12 protein-coding genes, 3 tRNA genes and 1 pseudogene are annotated in these 16,704 nt (G+C 67.0%); 8 read left to right on the forward strand and 8 right to left on the reverse strand.

Translation table 11 applies throughout. The features are described from left to right. The first annotated feature begins 96 nt into the window (after positions 1–96). The 4 genes from emrR to emrB are packed head-to-tail and all read left to right on the forward strand — an operon-like array spanning position 97 to position 4,817. Positions 97–540 (forward strand): multidrug efflux system transcriptional regulator EmrR, encoded by a 444-nt coding sequence (gene emrR, locus ACTXG9_RS05890; protein WP_019659100.1) that lies wholly within the window; start codon positions 97–99, stop codon positions 538–540. Continuing rightward, a complete protein-coding gene (gene emrC, locus ACTXG9_RS05895) occupies positions 537–2,030 on the forward strand; it encodes a multidrug efflux transporter outer membrane subunit EmrC (protein ID WP_197575493.1) in 1,494 nt (497 codons plus the stop codon). The genes emrR and emrC overlap by 4 nt, the downstream gene beginning before the upstream one ends. A gap of 11 nt (positions 2,031–2,041) precedes the next feature. Continuing rightward, complete coding sequence (gene emrA, locus ACTXG9_RS05900) at positions 2,042–3,223, forward strand: multidrug efflux MFS transporter periplasmic adaptor subunit EmrA (protein WP_021204129.1); 1,182 nt, start codon at positions 2,042–2,044, stop codon at positions 3,221–3,223. A 7-nt stretch (positions 3,224–3,230) separates the two neighbouring features. Further along, positions 3,231–4,817, forward strand: coding sequence for a multidrug efflux MFS transporter permease subunit EmrB (gene emrB, locus ACTXG9_RS05905; protein ID WP_019659097.1), 1,587 nt, complete (start codon positions 3,231–3,233; stop codon positions 4,815–4,817). A 111-nt stretch (positions 4,818–4,928) separates the two neighbouring features. Here emrB and ACTXG9_RS05910 read toward each other — a convergent pair whose 3' ends face one another. From ACTXG9_RS05910 to ACTXG9_RS05920, 3 genes are all read right to left on the reverse strand, one after another. After that, positions 4,929–5,207 carry a hypothetical protein gene (locus ACTXG9_RS05910; RefSeq protein ID WP_019659096.1) on the reverse strand — a complete coding sequence of 93 codons (279 nt, stop codon included), beginning with the start codon at positions 5,205–5,207 and terminating at the stop codon, positions 4,929–4,931. 324 nt (positions 5,208–5,531) lie between these two features. Then, positions 5,532–5,616 (reverse strand) — tRNA-Leu (locus ACTXG9_RS05915). 50 nt (positions 5,617–5,666) lie between these two features. After that, a complete protein-coding gene (locus tag ACTXG9_RS05920; RefSeq protein ID WP_456115419.1) occupies positions 5,667–6,566 on the reverse strand; it encodes a LysR family transcriptional regulator in 900 nt (299 codons plus the stop codon). A 99-nt stretch (positions 6,567–6,665) separates the two neighbouring features. Here ACTXG9_RS05920 and ACTXG9_RS05925 point away from each other — a divergent pair, with 99 nt between their 5' ends. Next, complete coding sequence (locus tag ACTXG9_RS05925; protein WP_087803314.1) at positions 6,666–7,412, forward strand: sulfite exporter TauE/SafE family protein; 747 nt, start codon at positions 6,666–6,668, stop codon at positions 7,410–7,412. A 56-nt stretch (positions 7,413–7,468) separates the two neighbouring features. Here the strand turns inward: ACTXG9_RS05925 and ACTXG9_RS05930 are convergent. Next, positions 7,469–7,553, reverse strand: a tRNA-Leu gene (locus ACTXG9_RS05930). Positions 7,554–7,757: 204 nt separating this feature from the next. Beyond that, a tRNA-Leu gene (locus ACTXG9_RS05935) sits at positions 7,758–7,842 on the reverse strand. A gap of 359 nt (positions 7,843–8,201) precedes the next feature. Between ACTXG9_RS05935 and rnr the strand changes: the two are divergent. The 3 genes and pseudogenes from rnr to rlmB form a co-directional block, all read left to right on the forward strand. Beyond that, positions 8,202–10,430 (forward strand): annotated as a pseudogene (rnr, locus tag ACTXG9_RS05940) (ribonuclease R); the annotation flags it as partial. Between the two features lie 85 nt (positions 10,431–10,515). Beyond that, a complete protein-coding gene (locus tag ACTXG9_RS05945; protein WP_111097784.1) occupies positions 10,516–11,010 on the forward strand; it encodes a GFA family protein in 495 nt (164 codons plus the stop codon). A 93-nt stretch (positions 11,011–11,103) separates the two neighbouring features. After that, complete coding sequence (gene rlmB / locus ACTXG9_RS05950) at positions 11,104–11,847, forward strand: 23S rRNA (guanosine(2251)-2'-O)-methyltransferase RlmB (RefSeq protein WP_019659091.1); 744 nt, start codon at positions 11,104–11,106, stop codon at positions 11,845–11,847. 82 nt (positions 11,848–11,929) lie between these two features. Here rlmB and ACTXG9_RS05955 read toward each other — a convergent pair whose 3' ends face one another. From ACTXG9_RS05955 to ACTXG9_RS05965, 3 genes are read right to left on the reverse strand one after another with little or no spacing between them, the layout of a single operon-like run. Continuing rightward, positions 11,930–13,369 carry an efflux transporter outer membrane subunit gene (locus ACTXG9_RS05955; protein WP_456115420.1) on the reverse strand — a complete coding sequence of 480 codons (1,440 nt, stop codon included), beginning with the start codon at positions 13,367–13,369 and terminating at the stop codon, positions 11,930–11,932. Continuing rightward, entirely contained in the window at positions 13,366–15,324 is a 1,959-nt protein-coding gene (locus tag ACTXG9_RS05960) for a MacB family efflux pump subunit (protein WP_111102054.1), read from the reverse strand. Before ACTXG9_RS05960 ends, ACTXG9_RS05955 begins: the two co-directional genes overlap by 4 nt. Then, a complete protein-coding gene (locus ACTXG9_RS05965; protein ID WP_456115421.1) occupies positions 15,321–16,565 on the reverse strand; it encodes an efflux RND transporter periplasmic adaptor subunit in 1,245 nt (414 codons plus the stop codon). The genes ACTXG9_RS05960 and ACTXG9_RS05965 overlap by 4 nt, the downstream gene beginning before the upstream one ends. Positions 16,566–16,704 lie beyond the last annotated feature (139 nt).

The following is a 16,704-nucleotide window of genomic DNA, read 5'->3' on the forward strand; positions in this document are numbered from 1 at the left end:
CCTTCACCGATCCAGCCCATTGCTGCAACACAGCATTCGATGCCAGATCGAATATTTCCATTGAGAAATATTTTTTTTGGAAGAGAATGCTCCCCCATGATCTGTCCTGCAACCACTCCTCCCAGCTTCGGCCTGCTGCTGCGCCAGGTGCGCGACGGGCTGGTCCGCCAACTCGACGCGTCCATGGCGGAAGAAGACCTGGGCATCGGCTTCACCCACTACATCGGGTTGAAGGTGCTTTCCAACATGGCGCCGTGCACCGCCAACGAACTGGCCCAGGCCATCGACCAGGTGCCCAGCGCCGTGACCCGGCTGCTGGACAAGCTGGAGGCACTGGGCTGCGTCCGTCGCCAACCGCATGCCCAGGACCGTCGTGCGCTGCAGATCGTGCTGACCGATGAAGGCCGCGCGTTGTGGGCGCGGCTGAAGCTGCGCGGCGACGCGGTGATGGATTACGCCCTGCGTGATCTCTCAACCGACGAGCGCACGCTGCTGCTGTCCCTCCTTACCCGAATCCGCGATTCCTTGACGACCCCATGAACCCGATCCCGCATTTCACTTTCCGCCGGTCCGGGCGCACGCTGCTGGTGTCAGCGCTGGCCCTGGCCCTGGGCGCCTGTGCCAGCAGTCGTGGCCTCAATCCGCAGGGCCACGTGCTGGATGTGGACAGCCTGCACAGCGAACGCACCCTGGCCGACACCGACCTGAGCGCCACCGGCTTCCCGGCGCAGGACTGGTGGAAGGCGCTGGGCGATGCGCAGCTGGACGCGCTGGTCGCCGAGGGCCTGGCCGGCCACCCGAGCCTGGACGCCGCCGACGCGCGCCTGCGCCAGGCCCAGGCCCAGGTCGGCACTGCGCGTGCCGACGAACTGCCGAGCCTGTCGGTGTCCGGTGGCTACACCGGCCTGCGCCTGCCTGAGTCGATGGCAGGCAGCGAGATCGGTGGCCATTACGCCGGCAGCAGCCAGGTCGCCTTCGACTTCAGCTACGGCGTGGACCTGTGGGGCGGCAAGCGCGCCGCCTGGGAAGCCGCCGTGGACGGTGCGCACGCCGCCACCGTTGAAGCGCAGGCCGCCCGCCTGAACCTGTCCACTGGCATCACCCAGGCCTATGCCGACCTGGCCTACGCGTGGCAGCTCAACGACGTGGCCGAGGAAGAGCTGAGCCGTTCGCAGAAGTCACTTGAGCTGACCCGCCAGCGCCGCCGCGCCGGCATCGACAGTGATCTGCAGGTGCGCCAGGCCGAGGCCCGCGTGCCGGCCGCGCAGCAGCAGGTGCAGGCCGCCCAGCAGCGTATCGACGCCGCCCGCACCGCACTGGCCGCGCTGGTCGGCAAGGGCCCGGACCGTGGCCTGTCGATCCAGCGCCCGCAGCCGCTGAATCCGGTGGCACTGCAGCTGCCGGGCGTGCTGCCCAGCGAACTGCTTGGCCGCCGCCCCGACATCGTGGCCGCACGCTGGCGCGTTGAAGCGGCCGACAAGCAGATCAAGGTTGCCAAGACCAGGTTCTACCCGAGCTTCAACCTGACCGCGCTGGCCGGCGTGGTCGCCCCGAATGTGGGCGACCTGCTGAAGAGCAGTTCCACCTTCGCCTATATCGGCCCGGCGCTGAGCCTGCCGATCTTCGAGGGCGGCAAGCTGCGCGCCAACCTGGCCAATACCGATGCGCAGTACGACCTGGCGGTGGCCAACTACAACCAGACCGTGCTCGATGCGCTGCGTGATGTGGCCGACCAGGTCAACGCGGTGCGCTCGCTGGCACAGCAGGCGCAGTCGCAGCAGCAGGCGGTGGACACCGCACGCGCTGCCTTCGACCTGGCCCAGCAGCGCTACCGCGCCGGCATCGGCAGCTACCTGGACGTGCTGACCGCGCAGTCCACCCTGCTGCAGTCGCAGCAGCAGCTGGCCGGCCTGCAGTCGCAGCAGGTGCAGTCCTCGGTGCGCCTGAGCAAGGCGCTGGGCGGTGGTTTCCAGCCCACTGACGCCGACCGCGCACCGATCGCCTCCCATTCCGATTCCTCGCATTCCTGAAGATCTCCGACATGAGCCAGACCCAAGACACCGCGGCCCCGGCCGCCCCCAACCGCCGCGGCAACCTGCTGCGCGGCCTGTTCGTGATCGTCGTGCTGCTGCTTGCCGCACTGGCGCTGTGGTACTTCATGTTCGGCCGTTGGTTCGAAGAGACCGACGACGCCTACGTGCAGGGCAACCAGGTACAGATCACCCCGCTGGTGGCCGGTACCGTGGTCGCCATCAACGCCGATGACGGCATGCGCGTGGAGCGCGGCCAGCTGCTGGTGCAGCTGGACCCGTCCGACACCGCAGTGGCGCTGCAGCAGGCCGAAGCCAACCTGGCCAAGACCGTGCGCCAGACCCGCGGCCTGTACCGCAGCGTGGAAGGCGCGCAGGCGGACCTGAACGCCCGCCAGGTGACCCTGAAGCGCGTGCGCGAAGACTACGCCCGCCGCAAGGACCTGGCCGCCACCGGCGCCATCTCCAACGAAGAACTGGCCCACGCCCGCGACGAGCTGGCCGCGGCCGAAGCGGCCGTGGCCGGTTCGCGCGAGACCGTCGAGCGCAACCGCGCGCTGGTCGACGACACCGTGATCGCCACCCAGCCGGACGTGCAGGCCGCCGCCGCACAGCTGCGCCAGGCCTTCCTCAACAACGCCCGCGCCGGCATCGTCGCGCCGGTCTCCGGCTACGTCGCCCGTCGTTCGGTGCAGGTCGGCCAGCGCGTGCAGCCGGGCAATGCCCTGATGGCCGTGGTGCCGACCGAACAGATGTGGGTCGAGGCCAACTTCAAGGAAACCCAGCTGCGCCACATGCGCCTGGGCCAGGAAGTGGAGCTGAAGTCGGACCTGTACGCCGGCGACGTGAAGTACAAGGGCCGCATCCAGAGCCTGGGCCTGGGCACCGGCTCGGCGTTCTCGCTGCTGCCGGCGCAGAACGCCAGTGGCAACTGGATCAAGATCGTGCAGCGCGTGCCGGTGCGCATCGCCATCGATGCCAAGCAGCTGGCCGAACACCCGCTGCGCATCGGCCTGTCGATGAAGGCTGAAGTGAGCCTGCGCGACCAGAAGGGCGAAGTGCTGCCGAGCACTCCGGCCAAGGGCACGGTGTTCGACACCGACGTGTATGCCAAGCAGCTGCATGATGCCGACGAGGTGATCCACACGATCATCCAGGGCAACCTGCCGCAGCAGCAGGCGAAGGTGGGCTGAGGTCGCCATGTCCGCACAAGCTCCAGCCGCGCCCGGCGCTCCGGGCGCACCGGCGGCGCCAGGTGCGGCCTCCGGGTTCCTGCCGCCCAGCGTCGCACTGTGCACTGTCGGCCTGGCGATGGCCTCGTTCATGCAGGTGCTCGACACCACCATCGCCAACGTCTCGCTGCCGACCATCGCGGGCAATCTCGGCGCCAGTTCGCAGCAGGCGACCTGGGTCATCACCTCGTTCGCGGTCAGCACGGCCATCGCGCTGCCGCTGACCGGCTGGCTCAGCCGCCGCTTCGGCGAACGCAAGCTGTTCGTCTGGGCCACGCTGGCCTTCGTCATCACCTCGCTGCTGTGCGGCCTGGCGCAGAGCATGGGCATGTTGGTCGTGTCGCGTGCACTGCAGGGCTTCGTGGCCGGCCCGATGTACCCGATCACGCAGTCGCTGCTGGTTTCGATCTACCCGCGCGAGAAACGCGGGCAGGCATTGGCGCTGCTGGCGATGATCACGGTGGTTGCGCCGATCTGCGGGCCGATCCTCGGTGGCTGGATCACCGACAACTACAGCTGGGAATGGATCTTCCTGATCAACGTGCCGCTGGGCATCTTCGCTGCGCTGGTGGTGGGCAACCAGCTGAAGGGGCGGCCGGAGCAGATCGAGAAGCCGAAGATGGACTACGTCGGCCTGATCACCCTCGTGATCGGCGTCGGTGCGCTGCAGCTGGTGCTCGACCTGGGCAACGACGAGGACTGGTTCGCGTCGATGAAGATCGTGGTGCTGGCCTGCGTGGCCGTGGTGACGCTGACGGTGTTCCTGATCTGGGAGCTGACCGACAAGGATCCGATTGTCGACCTGAAGCTGTTCCGGCACCGCAACTTCCGCGCCGGCACGCTGGCGATGGTGGTGGCCTACGCAGCGTTCTTCAGCGTGGCGCTGCTGATCCCGCAGTGGCTGCAGCGTGACATGGGCTACACCGCGATCTGGGCGGGCCTGGCAACGGCGCCAATCGGCATCCTGCCGGTGATCATGACCCCGTTCGTGGGCAAGTATGCATCGCGCTTCGACATGCGCATGCTGGCCACGATCGCCTTCATCGTGCTGTCGATGACCAGTTTCCTGCGCTCGAACTTCAACCTGCAGGTGGACTACATGCACGTGGCCGGCGTACAGCTGATCATGGGCATCGGCGTCGCGCTGTTCTTCATGCCGGTGCTGCAGATCCTGCTGTCGGACCTGGATGGGCGCGAGATCGCGGCGGGCTCCGGCCTGGCCACGTTCCTGCGTACGCTGGGCGGCAGCTTCGCGGCGTCGCTGACGACGTGGCTGTGGGCGCGGCGCACCCAGGTGCACCATGCCGACCTGACCGAGCATATCTCGGCCTATCAGCCGGGCATGCAGGACCAGGTCACGGCGATGGGGCAGGGCGACCTGCAGCACGGCGCAGCGGTACTGAACAACATGATCAACCACCAGGCATCGCAGATGGGCTTCAACGACATCTTCTTCCTGCTGGGCTGGATCTTCCTGGCGATCATTACGTTCCTGTGGCTGGCCAAGCCGCCATTCGGCGCAGGTGCGGGTGCGGCCGCCGGTGGTGGGCACTGAAAACTCCCTGGAAACACGTGCTGTATTTTGACCCCGCCGCAAGGCGGGGTTTTTGTTTGTGCAACGTGGGTCGCACGGGCCCTGCCGTTGGGGGAGTGCAGCGGCGCAGGTTCAGCGCGTGCGATAGACGCGCTTGAACACCACCCGATCACGGAACAATCGGGAAATGGCCCACATTCCCGCCACAAGTACGGCGCCGCACGTGATCCAGCCGGCAGTGGCCTGCAATCGGCTGCCGACCAGTGCGCCGCAGATGATGGCGGCGACAAAGACGAACATTACGGCCTCCTTCGATGCGCCGTAGTGGACCTCGGCCTGGCATCCCACGCATACGCGTACGCCGTGGTTCGAGCCGGTGTGGCAGTGAGGGCAGATGATGCTGCGCTGCATTGGGGCGTCCTTTGGGGAAAGGGGGGGGCGCTGGTCCGGTCGTGTCGATAGACCTGCAACCGGCTCCGGTAAATCTGCCTCCCACCGAAAAGGAATCGGGTGGATCTCGACTAGGAAAAGTACGAATTGAACGGGGAACGTGAAATGCGCCCCAAAAGGGGGGCGTTCAAGGTCTGGTGACGGCGCGCCGGGAGGAGGTATACACCCGCAGGCGACGCCCGGGTGGTGCGAGATACGACAGTCCGAGTGGCGGTTGCGATGCCACGCTCGCCAGGCCCCGGAAACGAAAAAACCCGCTTTCGCGGGTTTGATCATCTTGAGTCGTGGTGCCCAGGAGAGGACTCGAACCTCCACGGTTTTACCCGCTAGTACCTGAAACTAGTGCGTCTACCAATTCCGCCACCTGGGCGACTCAGGAGATGAATTGTGCGGGACGGCAGAGGATGTGTCAACAACATTTCACAGCTTTTTCTGTGGCTGTACGCCCAGGTGAAGCAGCAGGCTGCGCATTGCCGATGACAACTGCGCCCACTCGGCAAAACAGGCGCACAGGCGACGCTGTGCCCACGCATCGGCGAGCGGTACGGCGACGGTATGCGTGCTGCGCCGGTGCTGGCGGGCGATGGTCCGCGGCACGATGCCGATACCAATGTCGTGGCCGACCATGATGCACACCCCTTCGAAGGTCTTCATGCGGATGCGCACGTCCAGGCGCCGCCCGATGTCGCGCGCCTGGTCTTCGATGTAGGCCTGCAGTGCATTGCCGTCGGCCAGCGCGACGAAGGTCTCGCCGGCAACATCGGCGAAGGCCAGGCTGCGCCGCGATGCGAGGCGATGGTCTGCGGGCAGCAGCATCACCAGTGGATCTTCGGCGACCACGTGCTGCTGCAGGCCGGCAGCGTCGACCGCATCACTGATGATGCCGGCCTCGGCCTGGCCAGCGTTGATCGCACGCACTACTTCGGGGCTGGTGCGCTCCAGCAGTTCCACGTGCAGGCGCGGGCGTTCGGCCAGCCACGGTGCCAGCCGCGAAGGCAGGTAGTTGGTCAGTGCTGCGGTGTTGGCATACAGATGCAGTGTGCCGCGCGCGCCGTGCGCGAACGCCTGCAGTTCACCGCGCAGCTGCGCCTGCTGCTGCAGGATCAATCGTGCATGGTGGGCGAGGGCGGCGCCGGCTTCGGTCAGGCTGACGCCGCGGGGGGGCCGGTTCAACAACGCGGTGCCGGCATCGGCTTCGATCGTGCGCAGGCGTTCGCTGGCCGACGCCAGTGCCAGGTTTGCCTGCGCTGCGCCGGCCGTGATGCTGCCCGCCTCGGCAATCGCCAGGAACAGGCGCAGGTCGGCGATATCCATCCGCATGTGATGCCCTCATCGCAACGGCTGCGCCTTCGGATCAGCCGAAGGCAAGGCCGGAAACACCGCATTGTGCGCCGAGCGGCCGGCCGATCCAATGAAGGCATGAATGAATCGATGTACTTCTACGTGCTGCTGGTGGTGGTGTTCGTGCTGGCCGGTGTGGTCAAGGGCGTGACCGGCATGGGGTTGCCGACGGTGGCGATGGGGCTGCTGGGCAGCACGCTGTCGCCGGTGTCGGCGGCGTCGATGCTGTTCATTCCCACCTTCGTCACCAATGCGTGGCAGCTGTTGTCCGGGCCGTCACTGGACCGCATCGTGCGGCGCCTGTGGCCGATGATGCTGGCCGTGGTGGTGGTGACGCTGGGCTCGGCGGCGCTGCTGGTGCGGGTCGATCGCACTTGGTCGCGCGTTGCGCTGGGCGTGGCATTGGTGGTCTATGCCGCCTATGCGTTGCTTGCGCCGGTGTTCCGCGTGCAGCAGCGGCGCGAGCGTTGGCTGGGGCCGCTGGTGGGGGCGTTGTCGGGCGTGGTGACCGGCGCCACCGGCGTGTTCGTGATGCCGGCGGTGCCATACCTGCAGTCGCTGGGGTTGCAGCGCGAGGAGCTGGTGCAGGCGCTGGGGCTGGCGTTCACGGTGTCAACGATTTCGCTGACCGCCGGCCTGGTGCTGCACGGCGCATTCGGCATCCAGCAGCTGGGGCTGAGTGCGCTGGCGGTGCTGCCGGCATTGCTGGGCATGTGGCTGGGGCAGGTGATCCGGCAGCGCATCAGTGCGCGGGTGTTCCGGGGCTGCTTCCTGGGTTTCCTGCTGTTGCTCGGGCTGGAGCTGGTGCTGCGGCCGCTGCTCTGATGCCGGATTCCGGGCATGAAAAAACCCGCTCTCGCGGGTTTTTCTCATTCTCGACGTGGTGCCCAGGAGAGGACTCGAACCTCCACGGTTTTACCCGCTAGTACCTGAAACTAGTGCGTCTACCAATTCCGCCACCTGGGCGTCGAGGAGCGAGATTATGGGGCGTTGTTATGGGGGTGTCAACACTTTTTCTGGATCCGGTGTCGGACCCCGTTTCGCGTGCGGAGCGGGCTCTGACTCCATCTCAATCGCTTGGGTCGGAGCCCTTTCCTTCGGAAAGGAATTCGGCCCCGCTGCTGGATTGCAGGCAAAAAAAATCCCCGCCGAAGCGAGGAGTTTTTTCGTTGGTGCCCAGGAGAGGACTCGAACCTCCACGGTTTTACCCGCTAGTACCTGAAACTAGTGCGTCTACCAATTCCGCCACCTGGGCGTTCCAGAGGCGCAATTGTGAAGATGAATCCGCAGGCTGTCAACGACTTCCTGAATATTTTTCACGCAAGGCCTTCAAGACGGCCACTGACCCGTTCTGCACGCCGTCAACGGCTACCATGTAGGGCGATGACTACCAAAAAACCAAGCAAGGGCGGGAGCACCTCCCGCGGCCAGGCCCCGAAGAAGGGCGCCAAGGCGGGCACGGCCCGCACCACCAAGCCGGGCAAGCCGTTGCCGGGCTGGTTCCCCGAATTGAATGAAGGCGGCGCACCGCCGCGTGGCCGCAAGGTCCGCAGCAGCGACGCACCGGGCCCGGCGCCGGGCCGCAAGTTGCCGCCGACCGGCAAGGTGATCGACGATCCCTATGCCGCCCGCGAAGCCGAGAAGTACGAACAGCCCATCGCCAGCCGCGAAGCCATCCTGGCCCTGCTGGAGCGTTGCGAAGGGCCGCAGACGGCAGAGGAACTGGGCGCACGCTTGGGCCTGACCGCACCGGACCGGGCCGAGGCGCTGTCGCGCCGGCTCGGTGCCATGGTCCGTGATGGCCAGCTGGTGCAGAACCGCCGTGGCGGTTTCGCCCCGATCCAGACCCTGAACCTGGTCACCGGCGTGGTGATCGCCAACCCGGAAGGATTTGGCTTCCTGCGCCCGGTCGAGGGTGGCGACGACCTGTTCCTGCCACCGTATGAAATGCGCAAGGTCATGCATGGTGACAAGGTGCTGGCCCGTGTGACCGGCATCGACCACCGTGGCCGCCGCGAGGGCAGCATCGCTCGCGTGCTTGAGCGCGGCATGACCCGCCTGATCGGCCGTTTCAGTGTCGAGATGGGCATCAACTACGTGGTGCCCGATGACAAGCGCGTGCAGCGCAACGTACAGGTGCCGCCGGACCAGATCGGTGGCGCGCGCGACGGCCAGCTGGTGGTCTGCGAACTGACCCAGGCGCCGGACAGCCGCCGTCCGCCGATCGGCCGCATCATTGCCGTGCTCGGCGACAAGCTGACCGCCTCGCTGGTGGTGGAGACCGCCATCCACGGCCATGAACTGCCGTTCGAATTCCCGCAGGAAGTGCTGGATGAAGCGGCCTCGGTGCCGCTGGTGGTCGAACCGGCGATGATCGGCGACCGCGTCGATCTGCGCAGCATGCCGCTGGTCACCATCGACGGTGAAGATGCCAAGGACTTCGACGACGCGGTGTACTGCGAGCCGAACGTCGATGGCTTCCGGCTGGTTGTGGCGATTGCCGATGTCTCCAACTACGTCCGGCCCGGCACGCCACTGGATGAAGAAGCGCAGAAGCGCGCCACCTCGGTGTACTTCCCGGGCTTCGTGGTGCCGATGCTGCCGGAGACGCTGTCCAACGGCATCTGTTCGCTGATGCCGAAGGTCGACCGCATGTGCTTCGTCTGCGACATGCAGATCGACCGCGACGGCCTGGTCACGCATTCGCGCTTCTACGAAGCGGTGATGAACTCGCATGCGCGCCTGACCTACACCCAGGTGTGGAAGGCGGTGGGCGAGGACGATGCCGATACCAAGGCCTGGATGGGTGACCTGCTGCCGCAGGTGCAGCGCCTGCACCAGCTGTACAAGGTCCTGTCCAAGGCGCGTGCCAAGCGTGGCGCCATCGAGTTCGAGAGCAGCGAAGTGCGCTTCGTGCTGGACAACCGCGGTGAAGTGACCCAGGCCGGCATGCTGGTGCGCAACGACGCGCACAAGCTGATCGAGGAATGCATGATCGCGGCCAATGTGGAGGCGGCGAAGTACCTGCTGTCGCGCCATGTGCCGGCCCCGTACCGCATCCACGAGAAGCCGCCGGAAACCAAGTACGCCGACCTGCTCGAATTCCTCAAGGAGTTCAAGCTGAGCCTGCCGCCGTGGTCGAAGGTGCGCCCGGGCGATTACACCAAGCTGCTGAAGAAGATCCGCGACCGCCCCGATGCCACGCTGCTGGAATCGGTGCTGCTGCGCAGCCAGAGCCTGGCGATCTACAGCCCGGAAAACCACGGTCATTTCGGCCTGGCACTGGAGGCGTACGCGCACTTCACCTCGCCGATCCGCCGTTACCCCGACCTGCTGGTACACCGCGCGATCAAGCACGCGTTGTCCGGCAAGCCGCTGGACAAGTTCACCTACAACGCGCGCGAAATGGCTGCGCTGGCGCTGCAGTGTTCCGAGCGTGAGCGCCGTGCCGACGAGGCCGAGCGCGAGGTCGACGAGCGTTACCGCGCGGCGTGGATGGAAAAGCACGTGGGCGGCCAGTTCGACGGCGTGATCAGCGGCGTGACCAGCTTCGGCCTGTTCGTCGAGCTGGATGAGTCGAAGGTGCAGGGCCTGGTGCACGTGACCCAGCTGCCGCAGGACTATTACAAGTTCGACGCGACCCGCAAGACGTTGACCGGCGAGCGCCGCGGCGGCAGCTACCGGTTGGGCGACCGCGTGCGCATCCTGGTGCTGAAGGCCAGCATGGAAGAGCGCAAGATCGACTTCCGCCTGGTCGAGCACAAGGGTGAGGACGAGGGCGATGGCCTGCCGCCGCTGCCGGAGCGTGGCAAGCCGGCCAAGCGTACGAAAAAGCAGTATTGAGAGACGTGCCGACCAACGGTCGGCACTCCACGTTACCTGGTAGGTGCCAACCGTTGGTTGGCACGACGCTTTGGAGGAACGCACCATGCAGGGCCAACCCGAATACAGCGGCGGCTGCCAGTGCGGCGCGATCCGCTTCCAGGCCCGTGGCGAGCTGACCCACAGCTCGATCTGCCACTGCCGCATGTGCCAGAAGGCCTTTGGTGCGTACTACGCGCCCTTGGTGTCGGTGCGGGGCGTGCAGTTCAGCTGGACCCGCGGCCAGCCGCGCTATTTCCAGTCCTCCAACGTGGTGCGGCGCGGGTTCTGCGCCGACTGCGGCACGCCGTTGACCTACGAAGCGCCCGATGGCGTGGCGGTGGCTGCCGGTGCGTTTGACGAACCCGAACGCCTGCCGCCGACGATCCAGTACGGAGTGGAGCGCAAGCTGCCCTTCGTCGACAGCCTGGCCAGCCTGCCGGCGCGACGTACCGAGGAAGACATCGCCGCGCTGGATTTCCTGGCCAAGATCGTGTCCCACCAGCACCCCGACCACGACACCCCGCACTGGCCGCCGCGCAGCCGTTCAGCCGGGGGATGAACGGCCGGTAGCGCCGGGCCATGCCCGGCGAGCGCGAAGCGCGGCCGCCGCCGATGCTCTACCATAGCCACCCCCTTTCCGGTCCCCGCCCGCATGAGCAAGAACAGCCAGTGGATTGTCGGCGTCAACGCCGTCGCCTCCTCCATCGAGAACGACGCCGAGAACGTCCGCGAAGTGCTGGTCGAGGCCGGTGCGAAGAACCCGCGCCTGACCGAGATCGAGGAAAACGCCCGCCGCAAGGGCATCGACGTGCGCAAGGTGAACAGCCAGGCGCTGGACGGTGTCGGCGGTTCGGTACGCCACCAGGGCGTGGCCGCGCGCTATGCCGCCGCCCGCACTTACAGCGAGAACGAGCTGGAAGGCCTGGTCACCGCAGCCGAGGGCAAGGCCCTGCTGCTGGTGCTGGACGAAGTGCAGGACCCGCACAACCTTGGCGCCTGCCTGCGCTCGGCCGCTGCGGCCGGTGCAACCGCAGTGATCATCCCCAAGGACAAGTCGGCCACGGTGAACGCGACCGTACGCAAGACTTCGGCCGGTGCCGCCGATCTGATCCCGGTGGTGGCGGTGACCAACCTGTCGCGCTGCCTGAAGGACCTGCAGAGGCAGGGCGTGTGGATCTATGGCCTGGCCGGCGAAGCCACCGCTTCGCTGTACCAGCTGGACCTGAAGGGCAACATCGCCCTGGTGCTGGGGGGCGAGGCCGATGGCCTGCGCCGCCTGACCCGCGAGAACTGCGATGGCCTGGTCAAGATCCCGATGCCGGGTGAGATCGAGAGCCTGAATGTCTCCGTCGCCGCCGGCGTCAGCCTGTTCGAGGCCGTGCGCCAGCGCGGCTGATCTGTAGAGCCGAGCCCACGCTCGGCGATCGCATACCCGATCAAGGAAGCAGCCGAGCATGGGCTCGGCTCCACAGTAGCCGCTACCCCGCGCTGCCGCCCAGCGCCTTGAACAGGGTCACATCGTTGTTCAGCTGGCCCTGCCGCGCGCGCGCCAGTGACAGCTCGGCATCGCGCCGGGTCTGCTGCGCTTCCAGCCAGGTGCGCAGGTCGGTCGCGCCCACGCGGTAACGCACTTCCTGCGCGCGTTCCACTTCCACCGCTTCGTCATACGACGCCTGCGAGGCCGCCACCTGCCGCGCCAGCTGCTCGCGTGCCGACAGCGCGTTGTCCACTTCCGAGAGCGCGGTGTACAGCGTCTTGCGGAAGTTGGCCGCGGCGATCTGGTAGGCGGTGCCGGCGATGTCGGTATCCAGCTGCGTGCGCTGCAGGTTGAGGAACGGCAGTGACAGGCCCGCGCCCAGCGTGGCCACCGGATTGCGCAGCACATTGCCTAGCGAGGTGGCGCTGGAACCGAGGCTGCCGGTCAGGCTCAACGCCGGGTAATACTGGGTTGCCGTGACCTTGATCGTCTTCAGGCTGTTGCGCAGGCGCAGCTCGGCCGCGCGCAGGTCGGGACGGCGGCCCAGCAGGTCGGCCGGCAACCCCTCGACGATGTCCGGGCTGCGTGCGCCCAGCAGGTCCTGCGGTTCGTCCTGCTGCGGCCAGGGCGTGCCATCCAGCAGTACGGTCAGTGCATTGCGCACTTCCACCCGCTGCTGTTCCAGCGCGCTCTGCGCCGAGCGCTGCGACTGCAGGTTCTGCAGCGCCTGGCGCACTTCCAGGCGCGATACCGCGCCGGCGTCGAAGCGGGCCTGCACCAGTTCGCGGGTACGTTCCAACCGCTCCAGGTTGGCCTGGCCGGTGGCGATGGACTGGTTGAGATAGGCCAGGTTCCAGTACTGGGTGATGGTGTCGCCGATCACCAGCAGCGCGGTGTTCTGCCGGTCTTCCTCGCTGGCTTCGGCTTCCCAGCGGGCGATGTCGCGCTGGGTGCGCAGGCGCCCCCACAGGTCCACTTCCCAGCCCAGCGAGACGCCGGTGGAATAGCTGCGGCGCCAGTCATCGGCCTGGTCGGTGGCGCGGCTGGCACTGCCGCTGACGCCCGATGACGAAGGCTGCGGCCACAGCGCATTGCTGGCCAGGCCGGCCTGCAGGCGTGAACGCTGCACGGCCAGGCCGGCGGCGGCCAGATCGCTGTTGGCGGCCAGCGCCTGCGCCACCAGACGGTCGAGGCGTTCATCGCCGAAGCCGGTCCACCAGGTGTCCTGCCGGATGTCGCGGCCGGGTGTATCCAGGCTGCTGCGCGGGCCGTCGGCCGGTGCATTGAGGGTGGCATCGCCACGCCCATACTGCGCCGCCACGGCCGGGTCATGCACCGGATAGCGGCCGACGGAGGCGCAGCCGGACAGGGCGAGTACAACCGCACCGGCCGGCAGCAGGTGCCGGGGAGCGGGGAAGGGCAGTCGGATCATCTTCTTCATTCGCGGGCCAGGGCCTCCACCGGATCGAGTTGCGCGGCGTTGCGTGCGGGCAGGAAGCCGAACGCCACGCCGATCAAGGTCGAGCAGGCGAACGCGGCAACGATCGAGGCGGTGGAGAACAGCACCTGGAAATCGCTGGCGAAGCGGCCGATCATCGAGCCCAGCAGCAGCGCCAGGCCGATGCCGAGCACGCCGCCGAGCAGGCACACCAGCACCGCCTCGATCAGGAACTGCTGGCGGATATCACTCTGCCGTGCACCCACCGCCATGCGCACCCCGATCTCACGGGTGCGCTCGGTCACCGACACCAGCATGATGTTCATCACGCCGATGCCACCGACCAGCAGTGCGATGGCGGCGATGGCACCGATCAGCAGGGTCATCGTGCGCGTGGTCTGCTCGATGGTCTGGCGGATCTCCGCGCTGTTGCTGAGGAAGAAGTCCTCGGTGCCATGGCGCAGGGTCAGCAGGCGGGTGATTGCTTCCTGCGCCGCATCCATCGGTGTGTCGTCGTCCACGCGTACGGTGATGCTGGAGACGTGGCTCTGGCCGAGCATGCGCGACATCACCGTGGTGTACGGCACCCACACGCTGAGGCTGGTACTGCCACCGAAGCCGAAACTCTGGCGCTTGGCCACGCCGACCACGCGTGCCGGCACGTTGCCGAGCAGGATCACCTGTCCGACCGGGTCGACATCGGGGAAGAACTGGGCCTGGGTGTTCTCGTCGATCACCGCCACCTGGCCCAGGCCCTTGACTGCATCGGCATCGAAGAAGCTGCCGCTGAGCAGAGTCACGCCCTTGACCCGGAAGAACTGCTCGCCGACGCCGCTGACCTGGGCGGTCGACGACTGGTTGCGATAACGCGCGGTGACCGAGGTCGATACGCTGGGAGTGGCGCTGTCCACGTAGCTCTGCTTTGCCAGTGCATCGGCATCGCTGGCCTTGAGCGTCTGCACCCGGGCCGAGCGCATGTCGCCGAAACCACGGCCGGGATAGACGTCGATGGTGTTGGTGCCGAGCGCGCTGATGTTCTGCAGGATCTGCTGCTGCGAGCCGTTGCCCAGCGCCACCACCGACACTACCGAGGCGATGCCGATGATGATGCCGAGCATGGTCAGGAAGGTCCGTAGCCGATGGGCGTTCATCGCCAGCAGCGCCATGCGGAACGCTTCGGTGAAGCGGTCTCGGGCCGCCCGCCAGCTGTTGCCGTGGGCGGCCCCGGTACTGGCTTCGCGCTGCGCACGGTAGGCCGGCGCATTCCGGTTGGCGCGGTCGGCGATGATCTCGCCATCGCGGATCTCGATGATGCGCTGTGCGTGCTGGGCCACGCTCATGTCGTGGGTGACGATGATGATGGTGTGGCCTTCGGCATGCAGTTCGCCGAGGATCGCCATCACTTCCTCACCGGATTTCGTATCGAGCGCGCCTGTGGGTTCGTCGGCCAGGATCACCTCGCCGCCGTTCATCAGCGCGCGTGCGATCGACACGCGCTGCTGCTGGCCACCTGACAGCTGGCCGGGCTTGTGATGCATGCGGTCGCCCAGGCCCAGGCGTTGCAGCAGCTGCTCGGCACGCGCATTGCGCACTGCGCCCGGGCTGCCGGCGTACACCGCCGGCACTTCCACATTGCCGCGTGCGTCGAGGTCGCCGAGCAGGTGATAGCGCTGGAAGATGAAACCGAAATATTCGCGGCGCAGTTCGGCCAGTTCGTCCGGCGCCATCTTTCCGGTCTCGCGGCCGGCCACCTGGTAGCTGCCGCGGGTGGGGCGGTCGAGGCAGCCGAGGATGTTCATCAGTGTCGACTTGCCCGAGCCGGACTGGCCGACGATGGCCACCATCTCGCCAGCATGGATGTCGAGATTGACGTCGCGCAGCACGGCGATCACATCATCACCGGCCGGGAACTCGCGTCGCAGGTCGCGCAGGCGCAGCAGCGGCGCCGTCGTGCTCATCGGCGCGGCCCCATGCCCGGGCCGCCGACCCGCATCTGCATGCCGCCTCGGTTACCGCCACCGGCACCGGCACCGGCGGCGCTGGCTTCGCCGACCACCACGCGCTCGCCTTCCTTCAACCCGGACAGGATCTCGGCGGAGGCGCCATTGTTGATGCCCACCGTGACCTTGCGCGGCTGCGGCTGGCCCTTGTCGTCCAGCACCCGCACCATGCGCTCGTCGCCACGGCGCTTCGGCCCCAGCGCCACCGCCGGCACCATCAGCACGCCCTTGGCCTGCTTGAGCAGTACCGAGACCTGCGCGGTCATGTCGATGCGCAACGTGCCGTCCGGATTCTCCACGTCGAACAGCGCGTTGTAGTAGACCGCGCTGCTGGAACTGGAACTGGACGAACTGCTGGAGCTGGAGGAGCTTTCGTTGGCGATCGAGGCCGGCGCCGGATTGATCTGGCGCAGCGTGGCGTGGTACTTGCGGTCCGGGTCACCCAGCGTGGTGAAGTACACCGGCATGCCGGGCTTGATCTTGACCACGTCGGCCTCGGAGATCTCGGCATTGACGGTGACCACGTCCAGCCGCGCCAGCATCACGATGGTCGGTGCGGTCTGGTTGGCGTTCACGGTGCGGCCTTCCTCCGCCACCACCGCCACCACGGTGCCGTCCATCGGCGCGGTGATGCGGGTGTAGGCCAGGTTGGCGCGGGCGGTGCCCAGTTTTGTTTCGCGGCCCTTGATCTGCGCCTCGTAGGACTGCAGCTGGGCACGGGCGGTCTTCAACTGCGCCTCGGCGGCATCATATTCCTGGCGCGAGGTGGCTTCGGCAGCCAGCATCTGCTGCTGCCGCGCGAATTCCAGTTCGGCCTGGCGCAGGGTGGCCTGCTGCACGGCGCGCTGCGCGGTGACCTGGTCCAGCGAGGCCTGCGCGTTGAGCACCTGGTTCTGCTGGGTGGTGGCATCGATCTCGGCGATCAGGTCGCCTTCCTTCACGGTGTCGCCCAGCTGTACCTTCAGCGACTTGATCTGGCCCGAGGCCTGGGCGCCGACGCTGACCAGCTTGTAGGCGTCGATCACACCGGTGGCCTCCACTGTCTGCTCGATGTCACCACGGCTGACGGGCGCGGTCGCCACCGCCGGGACGGCCGGCTTGCGCAGCAGCCACCAGGCGGCTGCAACGACGGCAAGGGCAAGCAGGGCGACCAGTATCAGGCGACCCCGGCGGGTCGCGGGCAGCAGGCGGAACATCACGTCGTGGCTTCACTCTCGGGGCCGCGTGGGCGGCGTTGGCGGGCATTGTGAAGACCGGGCGACAGGCGGCTCAATCCTCGGGGTATGTCTCTATGTAACACTGTCGGCAAATAGGCGTAACCACAGGTATCCCGACCAT

The sequence above is a fragment of the Stenotrophomonas maltophilia group sp. LNF247 genome, from assembly GCF_054083135.1.